The organism is Oceanobacillus luteolus (genome assembly GCF_023715655.1).
GTDB classification, from domain to species: domain Bacteria; phylum Bacillota; class Bacilli; order Bacillales; family Amphibacillaceae; genus Oceanobacillus; species Oceanobacillus luteolus.
Genome location: NZ_JAMBON010000012.1, coordinates 76,283 through 91,669, shown reverse-complemented (window position 1 = coordinate 91,669; position 15,387 = coordinate 76,283). Strand labels below are relative to the sequence as shown.

At 38.6% G+C, this 15,387-nt stretch carries 15 protein-coding genes and 1 tRNA gene; 9 read left to right on the top strand and 7 right to left on the bottom strand.

Features of this window, described 5'->3' with window-relative positions:
• Window positions 1-200: 200 nt before the first annotated feature.
• Window positions 201-524, top strand: a complete 324-nt coding sequence (locus M3210_RS09715; RefSeq protein ID WP_251513894.1) for a hypothetical protein — start codon at window positions 201-203, stop codon at window positions 522-524.
• A gap of 496 nt (window positions 525-1,020) precedes the next feature.
• On the opposite strand, the gene M3210_RS09710 is transcribed toward M3210_RS09715, so the two are convergent.
• Both M3210_RS09710 and M3210_RS09705 read right to left on the bottom strand, forming a co-directional pair.
• Entirely contained in the window at window positions 1,021-1,185 is a 165-nt protein-coding gene (locus tag M3210_RS09710) for a YvrJ family protein (RefSeq protein WP_251513891.1), read from the bottom strand.
• Window positions 1,186-1,579: 394 nt separating this feature from the next.
• Window positions 1,580-1,652 (bottom strand) — tRNA-Ala (locus M3210_RS09705).
• A 243-nt stretch (window positions 1,653-1,895) separates the two neighbouring features.
• Between M3210_RS09705 and M3210_RS09700 the strand changes: the two genes are divergently transcribed.
• The 5 genes from M3210_RS09700 to M3210_RS09680 all read left to right on the top strand — a co-directional run bounded on the left by M3210_RS09700 (window position 1,896) and on the right by M3210_RS09680 (window position 8,178).
• Complete coding sequence (locus M3210_RS09700) at window positions 1,896-4,100, top strand: thermonuclease family protein (RefSeq protein ID WP_251513888.1); 2,205 nt, start codon at window positions 1,896-1,898, stop codon at window positions 4,098-4,100.
• 123 nt (window positions 4,101-4,223) lie between these two features.
• Window positions 4,224-4,502 carry a YhdT family protein gene (locus tag M3210_RS09695; RefSeq protein WP_251513885.1) on the top strand — a complete coding sequence of 93 codons (279 nt, stop codon included), beginning with the start codon at window positions 4,224-4,226 and terminating at the stop codon, window positions 4,500-4,502.
• Window positions 4,499-5,932 carry a sodium/pantothenate symporter gene (panF, locus tag M3210_RS09690; RefSeq protein WP_251513880.1) on the top strand — a complete coding sequence of 478 codons (1,434 nt, stop codon included), beginning with the start codon at window positions 4,499-4,501 and terminating at the stop codon, window positions 5,930-5,932. The genes M3210_RS09695 and panF overlap by 4 nt, the downstream gene beginning before the upstream one ends.
• 156 nt (window positions 5,933-6,088) lie before the next feature.
• Window positions 6,089-6,889 carry a DUF4097 family beta strand repeat-containing protein gene (locus M3210_RS09685; RefSeq protein ID WP_251513877.1) on the top strand — a complete coding sequence of 267 codons (801 nt, stop codon included), beginning with the start codon at window positions 6,089-6,091 and terminating at the stop codon, window positions 6,887-6,889.
• Window positions 6,890-7,113: 224 nt separating this feature from the next.
• Window positions 7,114-8,178, top strand: coding sequence for a DmpA family aminopeptidase (locus tag M3210_RS09680; protein WP_251513873.1), 1,065 nt, complete (start codon window positions 7,114-7,116; stop codon window positions 8,176-8,178).
• Between the two features lie 43 nt (window positions 8,179-8,221).
• Here the strand turns inward: M3210_RS09680 and uvsE (M3210_RS09675) are convergent, their stop codons facing one another.
• Together uvsE (M3210_RS09675) and uvsE (M3210_RS09670) are read right to left on the bottom strand one after the other, a co-directional pair.
• Window positions 8,222-9,187 carry a UV DNA damage repair endonuclease UvsE gene (uvsE, locus tag M3210_RS09675; RefSeq protein WP_251513869.1) on the bottom strand — a complete coding sequence of 322 codons (966 nt, stop codon included), beginning with the start codon at window positions 9,185-9,187 and terminating at the stop codon, window positions 8,222-8,224.
• A gap of 33 nt (window positions 9,188-9,220) precedes the next feature.
• Window positions 9,221-10,174 carry a UV DNA damage repair endonuclease UvsE gene (gene uvsE / locus M3210_RS09670; protein WP_251513865.1) on the bottom strand — a complete coding sequence of 318 codons (954 nt, stop codon included), beginning with the start codon at window positions 10,172-10,174 and terminating at the stop codon, window positions 9,221-9,223.
• A gap of 226 nt (window positions 10,175-10,400) precedes the next feature.
• Between uvsE (M3210_RS09670) and M3210_RS09665 the strand changes: the two genes are divergently transcribed.
• Window positions 10,401-11,309: an RluA family pseudouridine synthase gene (locus tag M3210_RS09665; protein ID WP_251513862.1), complete on the top strand. Its 909-nt coding sequence runs from the start codon at window positions 10,401-10,403 to the stop codon at window positions 11,307-11,309.
• Window positions 11,310-11,447: 138 nt separating this feature from the next.
• Window positions 11,448-11,582, top strand: coding sequence for a hypothetical protein (locus M3210_RS20430; protein WP_285853694.1), 135 nt, complete (start codon window positions 11,448-11,450; stop codon window positions 11,580-11,582).
• A 107-nt stretch (window positions 11,583-11,689) separates the two neighbouring features.
• Here the strand turns inward: M3210_RS20430 and M3210_RS09660 are convergent, their stop codons facing one another.
• Together M3210_RS09660 and M3210_RS09655 are read right to left on the bottom strand one after the other, a co-directional pair.
• Window positions 11,690-12,232, bottom strand: coding sequence for an NADPH-dependent FMN reductase (locus M3210_RS09660; protein ID WP_251513859.1), 543 nt, complete (start codon window positions 12,230-12,232; stop codon window positions 11,690-11,692).
• 90 nt (window positions 12,233-12,322) lie between these two features.
• Window positions 12,323-12,652: an MGMT family protein gene (locus tag M3210_RS09655; RefSeq protein ID WP_251513857.1), complete on the bottom strand. Its 330-nt coding sequence runs from the start codon at window positions 12,650-12,652 to the stop codon at window positions 12,323-12,325.
• A gap of 214 nt (window positions 12,653-12,866) precedes the next feature.
• Between M3210_RS09655 and M3210_RS09650 the strand changes: the two genes are divergently transcribed.
• The gene (locus M3210_RS09650) at window positions 12,867-13,229 is read left to right on the top strand and encodes a VOC family protein (RefSeq protein ID WP_251513854.1); all 363 of its coding nucleotides are present in this window, start codon (window positions 12,867-12,869) and stop codon (window positions 13,227-13,229) included.
• Window positions 13,230-13,371: 142 nt separating this feature from the next.
• On the opposite strand, the gene M3210_RS09645 is transcribed toward M3210_RS09650, so the two are convergent.
• Window positions 13,372-15,351: an acetoacetate--CoA ligase gene (locus M3210_RS09645; protein ID WP_251513851.1), complete on the bottom strand. Its 1,980-nt coding sequence runs from the start codon at window positions 15,349-15,351 to the stop codon at window positions 13,372-13,374.
• Between the last annotated feature and the right edge of the window lie 36 nt (window positions 15,352-15,387).

Here is a 15,387-nt window from a genome sequence, read left to right as displayed (position 1 = left end):
GTAATATTTATTTGGGTCATCTTTTCCTACCTCCATGTGTTGTTTTCTTGGTCGAAAATATTTTAACATGGGTCTGGAAGATGACCTATTTTTTTATACCTTTTTACACAATTATAAGGACGTTATCTGTGGTTTGTTTTTTATGAATATAGTTCTCTTTCTTTATTGCAACAAAAAATAATAGAGAAAGGAGAATAGATATGGCGCATTATAACCTTATCTATGACTTCAAGCACACTTTAGTGGGGGAGAGCAGGTTATTGAATGACAAGGGGAACAAACAGACTATTACCTTGAGGCTGAGCTCTCAAGAAATCGGATCAGGCGGGCGTAATGATACCTTCGTCGTTCAATTACAGGCGCAGGTTCAGCGTATGTGGTTCACTGTAAAGACGGCTTCGTTCCCAAGGAATGGGATGAAAGAGGTAAAGTGGACTGGTATGGCTGGTACTTCATATCGACTACGTATGGAGAAATCAACAGATGATGTCCGGGTAATCGGCGTTGGTGTACTGCATAACTAAGCTGGCATCATGAATTGACAGTATGCACGACAATATTATAAGTATTCTTGTTTCTTATGAAATCTCCATCCCGGTATTTTGTAGTGTAAACCCTTACAAATATAATATAAATGACCATGATTAAACAATAGAAGATTGCCCTTGAGAAAAAGTGGGTGTTTTTCCAGTAAATGGAGGGTAAAAATAACACAGCACCATATTTGGATGTGTTATTTTTTGCAAAAGGAACAGGATTGCCTTAAGCACGTTGTATGCAAAAGAACCTCAAATTATATTGGGTTCTCAATAAGTTATTCTTTCGCTTTCAGTTCACAATACTTCTTCACAAGATCGGAAGAATGACTCGCGTGCTCGATGAGTTTGTTTAGAAGTTGCTTTTCTTTTTCCGACAGGTCTTCATCCATCAGACATTTTGTGTAAAGTGTTTGGGTTTCTCTGGCTTTGCAGAAACAAGCCATCCCAAATCTTCCATTTTGATAACAATCACCCCCATCATCTACTTTTTATTATCAGCTTTAATGACATCGGAAAGATGCTTTATGATAGCTTCTAAATTATCTAATTTGCGTTCAAATCTAGCGAACAGGTAAATGGTTATAGCGATAGGGAACCCGAAGTTCCCTATTATCGAAATCCAAATAGGGATTAATTCTGGAATCATGTGGCATCCTCTCCAATCTTATAAAGTCTGAAAGGTGCTACTCATTAGAACCGTCTTATCGATTGGCTTTACCATCATATGGTGCGTATATCTAGTAAAGTGATTTCGATTTTTAAGATTAAATCAATAAAATAATTATTTCTATGGTTGTATTTTGAGAGTTCAAAATCTCTTTAGTATGTAGAAGGGGGGTGAGCTAAATGTTAATCATCTTGTAATTGAGAAAAGTTGGTTGGACTATACATCAAAAGGATGTGTAACATGCCTGCAAGCAGGAAGGGACTTACGGAGAATAGTGTGGGCAATATTTTTTACTATATTGCATGTGAAAGGCGATACTCATTATAAAAAACAAAAAACGCTCCATCCCTTGAAGGATAAGCGTTTTAAAATATGGAGCATGCGGGGCTCGAACCCGCGACCTCTTGCATGCCATGCAAGCACTCTCCCAGCTGAGCTAATGCCCCGTTAATAGTAAGAACAATATTTATTATAGGAGTAAACTAGAAATATTTCAAGTGAATTGTTATCGAATTAAAACAGTCTATGATTAGGTTAGGGACTATATAACCTTTTTCAAGAAATAATAGGAATAACGTCCTTTTTCCAGTCTGATTTAACGAAAAATTAATAGTAATATAAAAAATTACATGTAATATTTAAGATATCCGGTAAATAAGCGGAGGAAATTAAACTGAGGAGGGAAAAAAATGAGAAATCCAGTAAGTGAGAAGGCATTTCATCTACTGCTTGCTTTTGCTTTAGTCCTAATGAGTTTTACTGGCGTATTTGCTATTATTTCAACGGCTGAGAGCAATGAAGTTACGGCGGATGAATTGTTTATATCAGAGTATGTGGAAGGCAGTTCCTTTAATAAAGCGATTGAAATTTATAATGGGACTGGTGAGGCTGTCGATTTATCAGATTATCAAATATCACTTTATTCCAATGGAGCAGCACAAGCAACGCAATCATTGAATCTTTCTGGAACATTGGAGCATGGGGATGTTTACGTTCTTGCTCATGGTAGTGCAGATTCAGCTATCCTCTCGATTGCAGACGTTACGAATAATACAGTTATTAATTTTAATGGTGATGACGCTTTATCTCTAAATAAAAATAGCGAAGTCATTGATGTAGTTGGAGAAATTGGCGTTCGGGAAAACTTTGGCCAGGATAAGACTCTTGTCCGAGGGTCTGGAGTGACTGGACCAGTAACTGTTTATCAGGTATTAGATTGGGATGAGTATGCATCAAATACGTTTGCTTATTTAGGCAGTCATGTCATGGATGGCGTTGATCCTGTTGATCCACCAGAAGAACCGGGAGAGCCGGGGAATCCGGATGTTGATGAATATACGATTGATGAAGCTCGTCAACTTGCTGACGGGACAGTCGTCCGAGTGGAAGGAATTGTTACAGCAGATAGTCGCGCTTTAAGTAATGGTGCACAGTTTACAACTTATATTCAAGACGAGACAGCAGGCATTAATCTTTTTGCTTATAACCAAGATGCATTGCCTGATGTTAATAAAGGCGACAAAATTGTCGTTACAGGAGAACTCGCTACTTACAACGGGTTAAAAGAAGTAGTTCCTGCATCAATTGAAGTAGTGGCAGAAAATCAACCACTGCCAGAACCGAAGCAGATTACATTGGAAGATTTACAGAACCCGCAAATTGCAGAAAACTATGAAGGTCAACTTGTCGAGGTGCAAGGTTTCATAAACAACATCCCAGCTAGTCCGGCGGGTGGTGGGTATAATGTTTCCTTGATTGATGGAGACTTTAACGGTACAACTCTCCGTGTAATGGAAAATGCTCTGGATATTACACAAGTGGAGGAAGATTTCTGGTATGATATCACAGCAATTGTCAGCCAATATAATACATACCAGCTCATTCCTACAGAACAAGCTGACATTGTGAAAAGTGAAGTACAACCAGACCCGCCATCAGCTTCCGGGTATTATGAAGCAACTGTTGAAAGAATTACAGATGGAGATACAATCCGCATTCAAGATCCTGTATTTGGTGAAACTCGTATTCGATTCTTGAATATGGATACAGCAGAAACTTATGCAGCCAAAAACAAAGATCCAAAACGGACCGAAATTAACGCGAACCAAAAGTATTATGGAGATTTAGCGACAGAGCATATTTCAACACTTATTCAGCCAGGAGATAAAATCTATCTGAAAGTAGGCGATCAGCCAACTGATGATTACGGTAGAATTTTGGCTGAAGTAATCCGTGAAGACGGCTTAAACGTCAACTTGGAAATGGTCCGTGCTGGATTCGCTTCAACTTACTTCCTTGCCCCGATTGATGAAGAAGCTTATCCAGTATATCAGGAGGCAGTAAGAACTGCTGAGGAACAAGGATTGGGGATTTGGAATCCAGAGAACCCATTATTGGAACTTCCATTTGCTTTCCGGGCGAATGATGACCAAAAAGGATTCCTTCGCTATGTAGGTAATTCTGACACGATGGAATATGTCGAACCTGATTTATGGTCAACTGTTCCAGTAGATAAACGTATTTTCTTTGTTAGTGCAGAGGAAGCAGAATCTTATGGTTTCCACCCAGAAGGTTCTGAAGAAGAACCTGAAGAACCAGTAGATCCGGAAGAGCCGGTTGAACCTGAAGAACCGAACTATGTCGTGATTGAACCGAAGAAAAATAATGGTACTGCTACTATTCATAATAAAGAATTTGATAAGGTTCAAGATGGCGATCATGTATTAATCAACATTTATAACGAGAAAAAATCTCGCAGTCTCTTATTGAATAAGAAACAAGTTGACTTGTTGAAGGAAAAGAATGCTTATCTGACGGTCACAGATGGAACGAAGTCAGAGACGTTTAAAATGACAGATGTAAAAACATCCGTTTTAAAAGTAACTTTAAAGTAAAGATGGTAGCTGACTCAAGCATATTGCTTGAGTCTTTTTTATCTTAACGCTTCACGAATCATTTAGACTCGGATAGAATAAAGACATATATTTGGAAGTGTTCATTCCTAAGGGGGTAATTATATGGAGGAGAACAGAAAACAAATTGTTGAAAGAATCGCTAATCGTGAAGCTTTGATAGGTATTGGACTGGCATTATTTAATTTTATATGGTGGTTCGGATTTGCATATGGGCTAGGCAGTAAAGACCCATCAGAGTATACATATATTTTGGGTTTTCCAGCTTGGTTCTTTTACAGTTGCGTTTTGGGCTTTATCGTGATGGTGGTTATCTTAATCATCGTCATAAAGAAGTTTTTTGTTGATGTGCCATTAGATGAAGAGGAGAAGCGGGAATCATGAACTGGGAAGCGATTATACCATTATTACTATTTTTAATGATCATAAGCATCGTTGGGGTGTGGGCGAGTAAATATGTAAGAACGACGGATAGTTTTCTCCAAGAGTACTTTTTAGGCGGGAGAAGTCTTGGTGGTTTTGTTCTTGCAATGACGATGGTGACGACATATGGGAGTGCCAGCAGCTTCCTAAGTGGGCCTGGAGCAGCTTACAATGAAGGGTTAGGCTGGGTGTTGCTTTCTATGGCTCAACTCGTTACAGGATATTTCACACTAATGATTTTGGGTAAGAAGTTTGCCGTTGTCACACGACAGTATAAGGCTGTCACGATCGTTGACTACTTAAAAGAACGCTATCAGTCAAAATGGGTCGTCATTATTTCTGCCATCAGCATTTTATTATTCTTATTTTCTGCCATGTCAGCACAATGGATCGGTGGTGGCAGACTGATTCAGTCTTTAACGGGACTTTCTTATTTCTCATCTTTATTGATTTTCTCTATATCTATTCTTATTTACGTCATTATCGGCGGATATCGTTCGATTGCACTTACAGATGCGATTCAGGGAATCATTATGGTCTTTGGAACGTTGGTTTTACTGATAGGTGTTATTGTTGCAGGAGGCGGGGTTCCACAAATCATTTCAGATATGGCTGGTGAGAATCCGAATCTGATTACCCCATTTGGTGCGGAAGGGACACTTACTCCAGCGTTTGTATCGTCATTTTGGGTGCTCGTTGGGGTCGGAGTCGTAGCCTTACCACAAATCGCTATTCGTACGATGTCTTATAAAAATTCAAGAGCGATGCACCGGGGCATTATTATCAGCACAGTTGTTGTTGGATTCATTATGCTGAATATGCATTTAATTGGAGCACTTTCACGTCCTGTGTTACCTGGTATTGAAATAGGGGATACGGTAATGCCGCTTGTGGCACAAGAAGTATTGCCGAACTGGCTGACCGGAATTGTCCTTGCTGCACCGATGGCGGCGATTATGACGACAGTAAACTCCTTATTGCTCTTAGTTAGTTCAACCATTGTAAAGGATGTTTATTTAAATTATATTGAGCCGACCGCTGCGGAGAATAAAGTACGTAAAATTAGTATGGGAATAACCACGTTACTTGGAATCATTGTTATTTTATTATCTTTGCAGCCGCCGGATCTGATTATTTGGTTGAATCTTTTCTCTATGGGAGGTCTGGAAGCGACTTTCCTATGGCCAATCGTTCTAGGTCTTTACTGGAAAACAGGTAATAAATACGGAGCAATTGCTTCGATGGCAACGGGTGTAGGTAGTTATATTGTTTTTGAAAGTTTCTACCCACAACCATTCGGCATGCATTCCGTTGTCACATCAATTCTTATCTCTCTATTAGGTTATGTGCTGGTAAGTCTTGTAACAAAGGGGAAGATAAAAACTATTTGAAGATTGGACAGGGGGGAAACTCTCTGTCCATTTTTAGCATATCCATAAACCTAACTCCGTCTAGGGTCGGAGGATATTTCATACGATAGCATGTTGGAAAGAGAGCTTTTTTTTAATAAGCTAAGCTTAAGAATAAAGGGATGGGAGTGGTTTTAAATGGTGGGATTTTTTCATAAAATGGGGCATCCGATTGTACAAGAAAATACAGTAGAAGCTGAAGAAATTCGAGAGCTTGCTGTATATTCTGATGTGACGAATATATATTTTTCCGTTCATGATAAAAAACAAGTTCATTTGGTGCTTGAAACGTTTGAGAAGGGACCTGAACTTGGGGTACAGTTCATGGATCGAAGGTTGGAAATTAATCTGGAATTCCTTAAGAAAAGAAGTTTTATCCAAATGAAACAAAATACCAGTACACTTACGATATATTTACCTAGAGATTGTGCTGACTACTATCATATCCATTCTTCAGTTGGTAATATCCGGTTTACAGATTTATTTTTTATTGAAGGGAAGTTCAAGACAGGCGCTGGGAATATTAAAGTTGAGGATGTGGATGCGGAAAAAATTACAATAGAGTCCGGTGCAGGAAATATCAGATTGAATCGCGTTAATACAGAGGATTTACATGCCGTTTCAGGGGCAGGAAGTATAAAAGGGAGAGAATGCAGGGGGAAAATAAATATTAAATCAGGTGCAGGTAATGTTGATTTCCATGTGGATGGTGAGGATGATTTATCCATGAAATCTGGAGCGGGAAATATTAGCGTAGGATTCTCAGGTATTGCTAATCTGAATGCGGCTTTACAAGTAAGTGCAGGATTTGGTAACGTTCAAACAGATTTCCCACTGGAAGGAAAAAAGCCAAGTAACTTATCAGGAGTACTTGGTAATGGTGATAAACAATTTATCTTTAAAACAGGTGTCGGAAATATTAACCTATATTATCCCTGAAAAATATAAATGCTGAGAAAGAACACACGATAAAGGAATTCGTGTGTTTTTTTAATTGTCGTTAATTACGGAATGATAATTTTGCTTGGATATATGATAGAATGTATTTATTCTTTATAAGAAAAGTGCCAACTATTATACAACTTTAAAATCTAAGCAGTTCTGATTTCCTCTATAGACAAGAGGAAGCAATTGTTTTAGGGATTGCTTTGAGGAGGGTATCTATGCCTAACCAAAAAAGAATTAGAGATTATGGAATTAAGATAGGAAAATTGGAACCAGGTTTTTATAACTCGATCACGGATGTTGAGGGAGTGACTGTTGGCCATGTCACACTTGATGAACAAGATATTCAAACTGGAGTAACTGCGATTTTACCCCATCAAGGAAATGTCTTTAAAGAAAAGCTGGTCGCCTCCAGTCATGTCATTAATGGATTTGGGAAGTCGATAGGAACGATTCAAATCAATGAATTAGGCACATTGGAATCTCCTATATTATTAACTAATACATTAAGCATCGGAACAGCCACTGATGCATTAATCGGTTATATGCTAGAACAAAATCCTGAAATCGGCAGAACAACCGGTACAGTTAATCCAGTTGTATGTGAATGTAATGATATGGAACTCAATGACATTCGGAAGCGCTCCATTACGGAGGAACATGTTATTCAAGCATTGCGTCAAACATCAAAAGAGGTAATGGAAGGTTCTGTTGGTGCGGGAAGGGGAATGCTTTGTTATTCATTAAAAGGCGGTATAGGAACTTCCTCAAGGCTAATGGAATTGAACCATGGTACATATACAATGGGGGTTTTGGTTTTATCTAATTTTGGTACGTTAAGCGATTTAAAGGTGAATGGAAAAGCTGTCGGGGAAGAGCTGAAAAGAGCCCTGCCAAAAGCAAGGGAAGAGAAAGATAAAGGCTCCATCATCGTTATCGTCGCTACGGATTTACCTGTAACAGAAAGGCAGTTGAATCGGATAATCAAGAGGTCCGTGACGGGATTGTCCCGTACTGGATCCACCATCGCAAATGGTAGTGGGGAAGTGGTGATTGGATTTTCAACAGCTACGAAAATTCCTCATCAAAAGCCATCACATCTTCTCTCAATCCCCATGATACATGTGGAGGATATGGATATAGCCTTCCGAGCGGTTGGAGAGGCTATCGAAGAGGCGGTATTAAATTCACTTGTAACAGCAACGCGTGTTTCGGGACGAGATGGGAATGAAAGACTTGCTTTTAAGGATGTAGTAGAAGAGTATAATATAGAGTTAGGATAATAGGAAAAGGTGGTTTTCTGTGTGTCAGATGAACCACCATTATTTACTTCATTAGAAAGGAAGCACCATCTATTACTTCAATGTCATCCCTCTGCTTTACTTCCCCCATTAATTGAAAAAGTGCCTCATCTTTCCGCTTTGCTTCAATCATACAGTCGATTTGCGGGACACTTCCTTTAATTGCATGGAGGAATTGAAAGAACATATCGCTGTCTACATAGTCGGCATGGTGACGAAATGCTTTCTCGTTCTTTGGACTGGAAATATGCATTTTAATCGGGAGTGGAGAATGTTTCCAGGTGTCCACTACTCGATCCCAATGGGTTTCCCAATTTTGGTGTTGATGATGAGCGAGGTGATGGTGATAATCAAAGACTAAAGGGATGTCCAACTTTTCACATAAGTACAGCGTATCATCTAAGGTAAATGACGTATCGTCGTTCTCAAGCATAATCATGTTTTGGATAACCTTTGGGACGTCCATCCAATTATCGATGAACCGCTCGAGTGACTTATCCGTTTCTTTATAATTGCCGCCGACATGCATGACACAACGATGTGTCGGGTCAACCTTCATTGCTTTTAACAATAAATAATGCATCTTTAAAGTGCGGATGGAATTCTTCAAGACCTGTTTCTCTTTTGAGTTAATAAGAACAAAATGATCTGGATGGAAATCGATTCGTATTCCATGTTCTTCTGCAAAGTTTCCGAGCTCACGCAAGGCTTCCCTCAAAGGCTTCATATAATTCCAGTCTAAAAGTTCTTTATGGTTTGCTAATGGAATGAGGCGAGAGGTTAATCGATAAAAATGAATGTCTGAGGCGGCATTATGTTTTAAGAGCCTCAGGGTATTCTGGATATTCGAAAGTGTGATACGCTCCAATTTACGAATCGCGGCTTCCCGATCAGATATTTTATTGAATTGGGCAAATGTCATCGTTTGGGATGGGGATGCGTTCGTCAGTTCCATACTCATTGCAACATAGCCGAGCCGTACAATTGTCACGTTTAACCACCTCATTGATTTTACATTATTTAATCACCATTCTACAGCAGCGCCTGATATACGTTTAACACTACGTATTCGAGATATCTCCTCAACCAGTCTGTGCATGGCCAAGTTTTTTTGTTTTGCTTCAATCATGATGTCGAAATCCTGATTCAGTTCTTTAGCCAATTTTAAGAAAGGAAGGATAAATTCTAAAGATACATGATCAGCATGTGAACGATATGCCTTTTCAGACTTTGGTGAAGATATATGTACTTTAGGTATTAGGTGAAAGTCATTCCATGTAGCGAAAATACGCGGTAAGTAGTCAGCTAAGTCACTTTCCGTTGGATTCGCCATATGGTGATGATAATCCAAGAGCATAGGAATACGCTCTCGTTCACACGTTATCAGAGTCTCCGAGACGTTATATGTTTTATCATCATTTTCCAAAGTCATGACATTTTTTATTTGAATTGGCAATTGTTTAAGATTCTGATGAAATCTAGTTAATGTTTTTTTCTTATCGCCGTAAGCCCCACCTATATGAATATTGATCAAACCTTGTTCCTCTGCATTCATCGCCTGGAGCATATCATAATGATATTGCATATCCACAACGGCATTTCTCGTCACTTCTTCTCTGGCGCTTGTAAAAAGTGTAAATTGATTAGGATGAAAACTTACCCTTAATTTAAATTTTTGTATAAGATCTCCAATTTCCTTCCATTCACGTTTGAAAGGAGTGATGAAGTCCCATTTCACTTCGGGGTGAGTGGCTAAAGGAACGAGTGAACTTGAAAGACGATATAATTCAATTTGATGTGCGATATTATAATATAAAATTCTTTTTGTATGATGAAGGTTTTGTGCAGTGACTGATTTTAACTTTTCCATTCTTTCTTCTTTTGGAAGCGATGAGTAGCGTGCAAATGTTAAAGCCTTTGACGGGCTGGCATCCCATAAATCCAATGCATTAGCTACGTATCCAAATCTAATTTTCATTTCCTTCCCCCTAAAGCTTTTAATATTAATATCTGTAATTGTTAATGGATGTATGCAGAAATGAAGATGGAGAAAATTTATAGGGTGTAAGATGGTATAGAAAGGGAAATTGAAGTGTAAGTAAACTTTTATGATAACTAATTTAGGTTATTATAATGATTAATGTTACTATTGATAGAAGTCGTCACTAGGATAACACTCATGATAAATTTAAGGAGCAAACAGTATGTCTAATAAAAAGTCCAATTATCGAAAAGACGCCAAATCGATAAGTGTTGAAGTAAAAGAAGCTGATGAACTATTAGCATTTCTATTAAAGGTAATGTCTAACCGAAGCAGGAATTCCGTCAAATCAATCCTTGCTAGAGGTCAAGTGACGGTCGATGATCATATCGAAAAGCAGTTTAATTATAACTTAAAGCCAGGTCAAAGGGTTACTATTTTAAAGAATAAAGCTGCAGTGAAGCAAGATGTATTGATCGGAATGAAAATACTTTATGAAGATGAACATATTATCGTTATAAATAAAGAAGCTGGATTATTATCTATTGCGACAGAAAGTGAAAAACAGCAGACAGCATTACACCAATTAATGAAATATGTGAAAAGAGAAGACCCGGACAACCGGATATTCGTAGTGCATCGTTTGGATAAGGACACGTCGGGTGTCATGATGTTTGCAAAAAGTGAACAAGTAAAAAGGAAACTGCAGGATAATTGGAACCAGACTGTTAAAGAGCGGATATATGTAGCATTGGTTGAAGGTAAGGTATCCAAGCGGGAAGGCTATATTACTTCTTGGCTGCGAGAAACAAAAACACATCTCATGTATTCCAGTCAAACACCAAATGATGGCTTATTTGCGAAAACTAGATATAGGGTCATCCAAGGGAATAATGAATTTTCATTGTTGGAAGTGAGTCTGGAAACCGGCCGAAAAAATCAAATTCGTGTCCATATGCAGGATTTGGGCCATCCTGTTGTAGGTGATAAAAAATATGGATCAAAGAAGAGAAATGCGATTGGCAGGCTTGGGTTACATGCAAGGACCTTAACTTTCCTTCACCCGGTAACAAATAAACAATTATCTTTTAAAGCTGATATACCAGCATCATTTCTTAATAAATCCAAATAAACGATTGTTTTAAAAAATGCATCTTGGACGAATAAGCAACGAAAGTCTTTTAATGATAACTCATGGAATTTCAAAGATGTGAATAATAACGGTGTATTTTCAAACACTAATAAAAACTTCACACTAGGAGGAATGATCTTGAGTAATCAGAAAAGACAGTTCAAGGAAAACACACAAAGTGGGGAGCATCGCAACGGACGAAAAAGTCAATACAAAAATTATAATGCTGAAAAAGGTGAAGCCCCTAACGAATACTTGAGTAAAAGGGATTAACAATCTAGTTATTGACATAAAAATAAACATCATCGCTTTAAACAGCCATGATGTTTTTTCATTTGTATTCATTTGACCTACATTTTATCTTGTTTTTAAATGAAATGCTACCTGTTTAAAATCCCTTTTTGTAAATAGATCATTTCTTTAGCCAGTTTTTCCATTCTGTCATGGATTCTTTCATCAATAATTTCATTGCTTTCAATATCAAATGCATCATTATGAATAAAAACATTCCCTGTCGGGGTTAGCCCTTTGAAATAATTTAAAATGGATCCCAAGTGGTATTCCAAAACAAGAAAATGTCTATTTGTCCAACCTGTTGCGACCATCCCGGTCACTTTATTTTTAAAAGCATATTCAGGTAGATGATCCAGCAAGTTTTTTAATGCACCAGACAAGGATGCCTGATAGATAGGGGTCCCGAACACTAAGAAGTCAGCAGCTAATATTTTTTTGACGACGTTCCAGGTGTCTTCGTTATATCCTGATAAAGGAAGGCCTGAAGCGAATTCAATATCGTAATCCCTTAAGTCGATTAATTCCGTTTTTATCGAAGGGTCATGGCGTCTAGCTGCAGCAAGTACACCACCAACAGCAACGGATGTTTTTTCTCCGGCAAGTGCTCCTGATACACCAACAAGTTTCATTATCCATCCCTCTTTTCTTTAAAGAGTTTCATGAGACTCGAAGCTCCATATATTTAAAGGTTATATTATGGAAGATTATCTCATTTTGGACTAGTCAAGGTCAATATAATCGGATTGCCAATTCACCCTATATTTCTCCAGATCTACTCTACCTGAAGCATCCACTTCAACTCCCTCTGCCTGCAAGGACATCATTTGTTCGTAGTAAGTGGCCTCATCTTGTATAGCAATTTGTCCTTTTGCATTAATTACCCGATGCCATGGCAGATGATGTTTTTTACTCATACTATGGAGAATCCGTGCTACTTGGCGTGCAGCTTTCGGATGTCCTGAAAGCTTGGCAATTTGGCCATATGTCATGACTTTTCCTTCGGGGATTTTTTTGATAACTTGTATCACTTTTTCGGTAAATGGTAACATATTTGCACTTCCTTTTTAATAAAAGTGTAAATGAACTTTAGTAAACTGTCATATTCTCACTACCTTACTACAAGGGAGCGAGCTACCACTACAAAAATCCTTTGTATAATTATATATTATTAATATATATAAATAACATATATTATACTTATCGGACAAATCTTAGTAATATTTAATTAGTGGGAGAGTTAGTAAATCAAAAGGGGGAATCACTATGATTATTGGATTGCATCATGTTCAAATTACTATTCCCAAAAATACGGAAGAGCAAGCTAAAGACTTTTACTGTAATATTTTAGGATTGCCTGAAATCGAGAAACCTGAACCGCTAAAAGGACGAGGAGGATTCTGGTTGAGGGTAGGGGATAGGGATGTTCACGTGGGAACGGAAGATGATGTGGATAGGACGAAGACCAAAGCCCATATTGCATATCAAGTTGAAGATATAGCTTATTGGAAGGGTACATTAGAACAACATGATATTAAAGTAATTGAATCCGTTCCTATACCTGGTTTTGACCGGTTCGAATTCAGAGATCCATTCGGGAATAGGGTGGAAATGATACAAACGATTTAAATAAATACAAGGCTTAGGGATGCTGATATGCAATCCTAAGCCTTGTATTTTATTGCAAATGTACAGGATGTAAGACCCGCCTTCTAATATAAGGCCTGCTCGATAGAAAAGGTGGGGACCCTTGACTGAATGAATATTCACATTATAGTTTTTCTGCAAAATCCATGAAGTACTCAAGGGAGCGCTGATTACCGAGTGACCCTTTATTTACCACACGATCAACTGGCTGTCCCATAAGGATTTTTTTGACAGGTACTTCTAATTTTTTACCGTTCAACGTTTTTGGCAAATCCGGAGCAGCATAGATTTCAGTTGGTACATGTCTTGGTGAGCAGTACTCCCGAATATGTTTTTTGATTTCAGTTTTTAAATTATCAGTAAGTTCATAGCCTTCTTTTAATACGACGAACAATGGAGTAACCGAATCACCAGAAGGAGAAGGGATGTCGACAATTAAGCTGTCTTCAATCTCCGGAATTTTATCAACGGCCCGATAAATCTCAGCTGTACCAATCCGAATTCCACCTCGGTTAATTGTTGCATCAGAACGACCATAAATGATACAAGTTCCGCGATCCGTTACTTTGATGTAATCTCCATGACTCCAGATTCCATCATATAAGTCGAAATAACTTTCATAGAGACGTACTCCATTTTCATCGTTCCAGAAGAAAATTGGCATCGATGGAAATGGTTCGGTCAAGACGAGTTCACCGACTTGATTAATATGCGCTTCACCTAACTCGTCAAAGCTTTCGACTTTGGCTCCAAGTCCGCGACATTGCAATTCACCTGCATATACTGGTAAAGTTGGTGCTCCAATGACAAAAGCTGTACAAACATCGGTACCGCCACTTACTGAAGCAATCCACAGGTCATCTTTTACATTGTCATAGCACCACTGGAAGCCTTCTGGAGGAAGTGGAGAACCGGTTGAACTGATATTTTTCAGCGCACTTAGATCGAATTTATCCTTAGGCACCAGACCGTCTTTCATACATGCAGTGATATAGCTTGCGCTCGTGCCAAAAACAGTCATCTTTGTATCCTCAGCAAGCTTCCATAGTGTATCAGTAGAAGGGTAAGCCGGATTACCGTCATATAGAATAATCGTCGTGCCTGTAAGCAATCCACCTACAAGGAAGTTCCACATCATCCAGCCGGTCGTTGTGAACCAGAAAAATCGTTCGTTTTCATCCAAGTCACAGTGGAAAGAAATTGCTTTAAAATGCTCAATTAAAATACCGCCCTGACTATGTACAATTGGCTTTGGTTTCCCAGTTGTTCCAGAAGAGAATAAAATCCATAACGGATCGTTGAACTCCACATGCTCATAGGTTAAGGCAACATTTTCCGTAGATTGAGTAGCTTTCTCCCAAGTAGTTGGATTCTTTAAATCACTGAAGTCGGCATCTGCATCCAAATAAGGTATAACAATGGTAGCTTCCAGTGAAGAGAGCTCAGACTGAATATCTTTTACGGTTTGTAGTCTATTGAATTTTTTTCCGCCATAGCCGTATCCGTCTATGGTAAACATCACTTTAGGGTTGATTTGTTTGAATCGGTCAATTACGCTCTGTGTTCCGAAGTCTGGTGAAGCACTGGACCAAATGGCTCCTAAGCTGGCAGTAGCCAAGAATGCTACAATTGTTTCATAATTATTGGCACTATAGCTTACGACCCGATCACCTTTCTCCACGCCTAGTTGTTTCAATGTTTGTTGGACTGCTGCGGTGTCTTGATAAAGTTTTCCCCAGCTGACTTCATGAAGCCCAGGTCGTACTTCCGAAGTATGGATGATGGCCGTTTTCTCTAAATCTCTATTTCTGAAGATATGTTCTGTGTAGTTGATTGTTGCGCCTTCAAACCATTTAGCACCAGGCATTTTACGTTCTGATAAAACAGAATGGTATGGGGTTTCGGACTGGATATCAAAGTATCCCCAAAGTGATTCCCAGAAGTCTTCCACATCGGTCACCGACCAGTCCCAAAGTTTATCGTAACTGTCGAATGATAAGTTCTTCTCTTTTTTTAGCCAATTCATGTAGTGATTTAGATTGCTATTTTCTATTCTATCTTTCGTAGGTTCCCAAAGTAGGGTACCTTCTTTTAGACGCTCCATATGTACGACCTCCTTCAATTATGTGTGAATTAATAT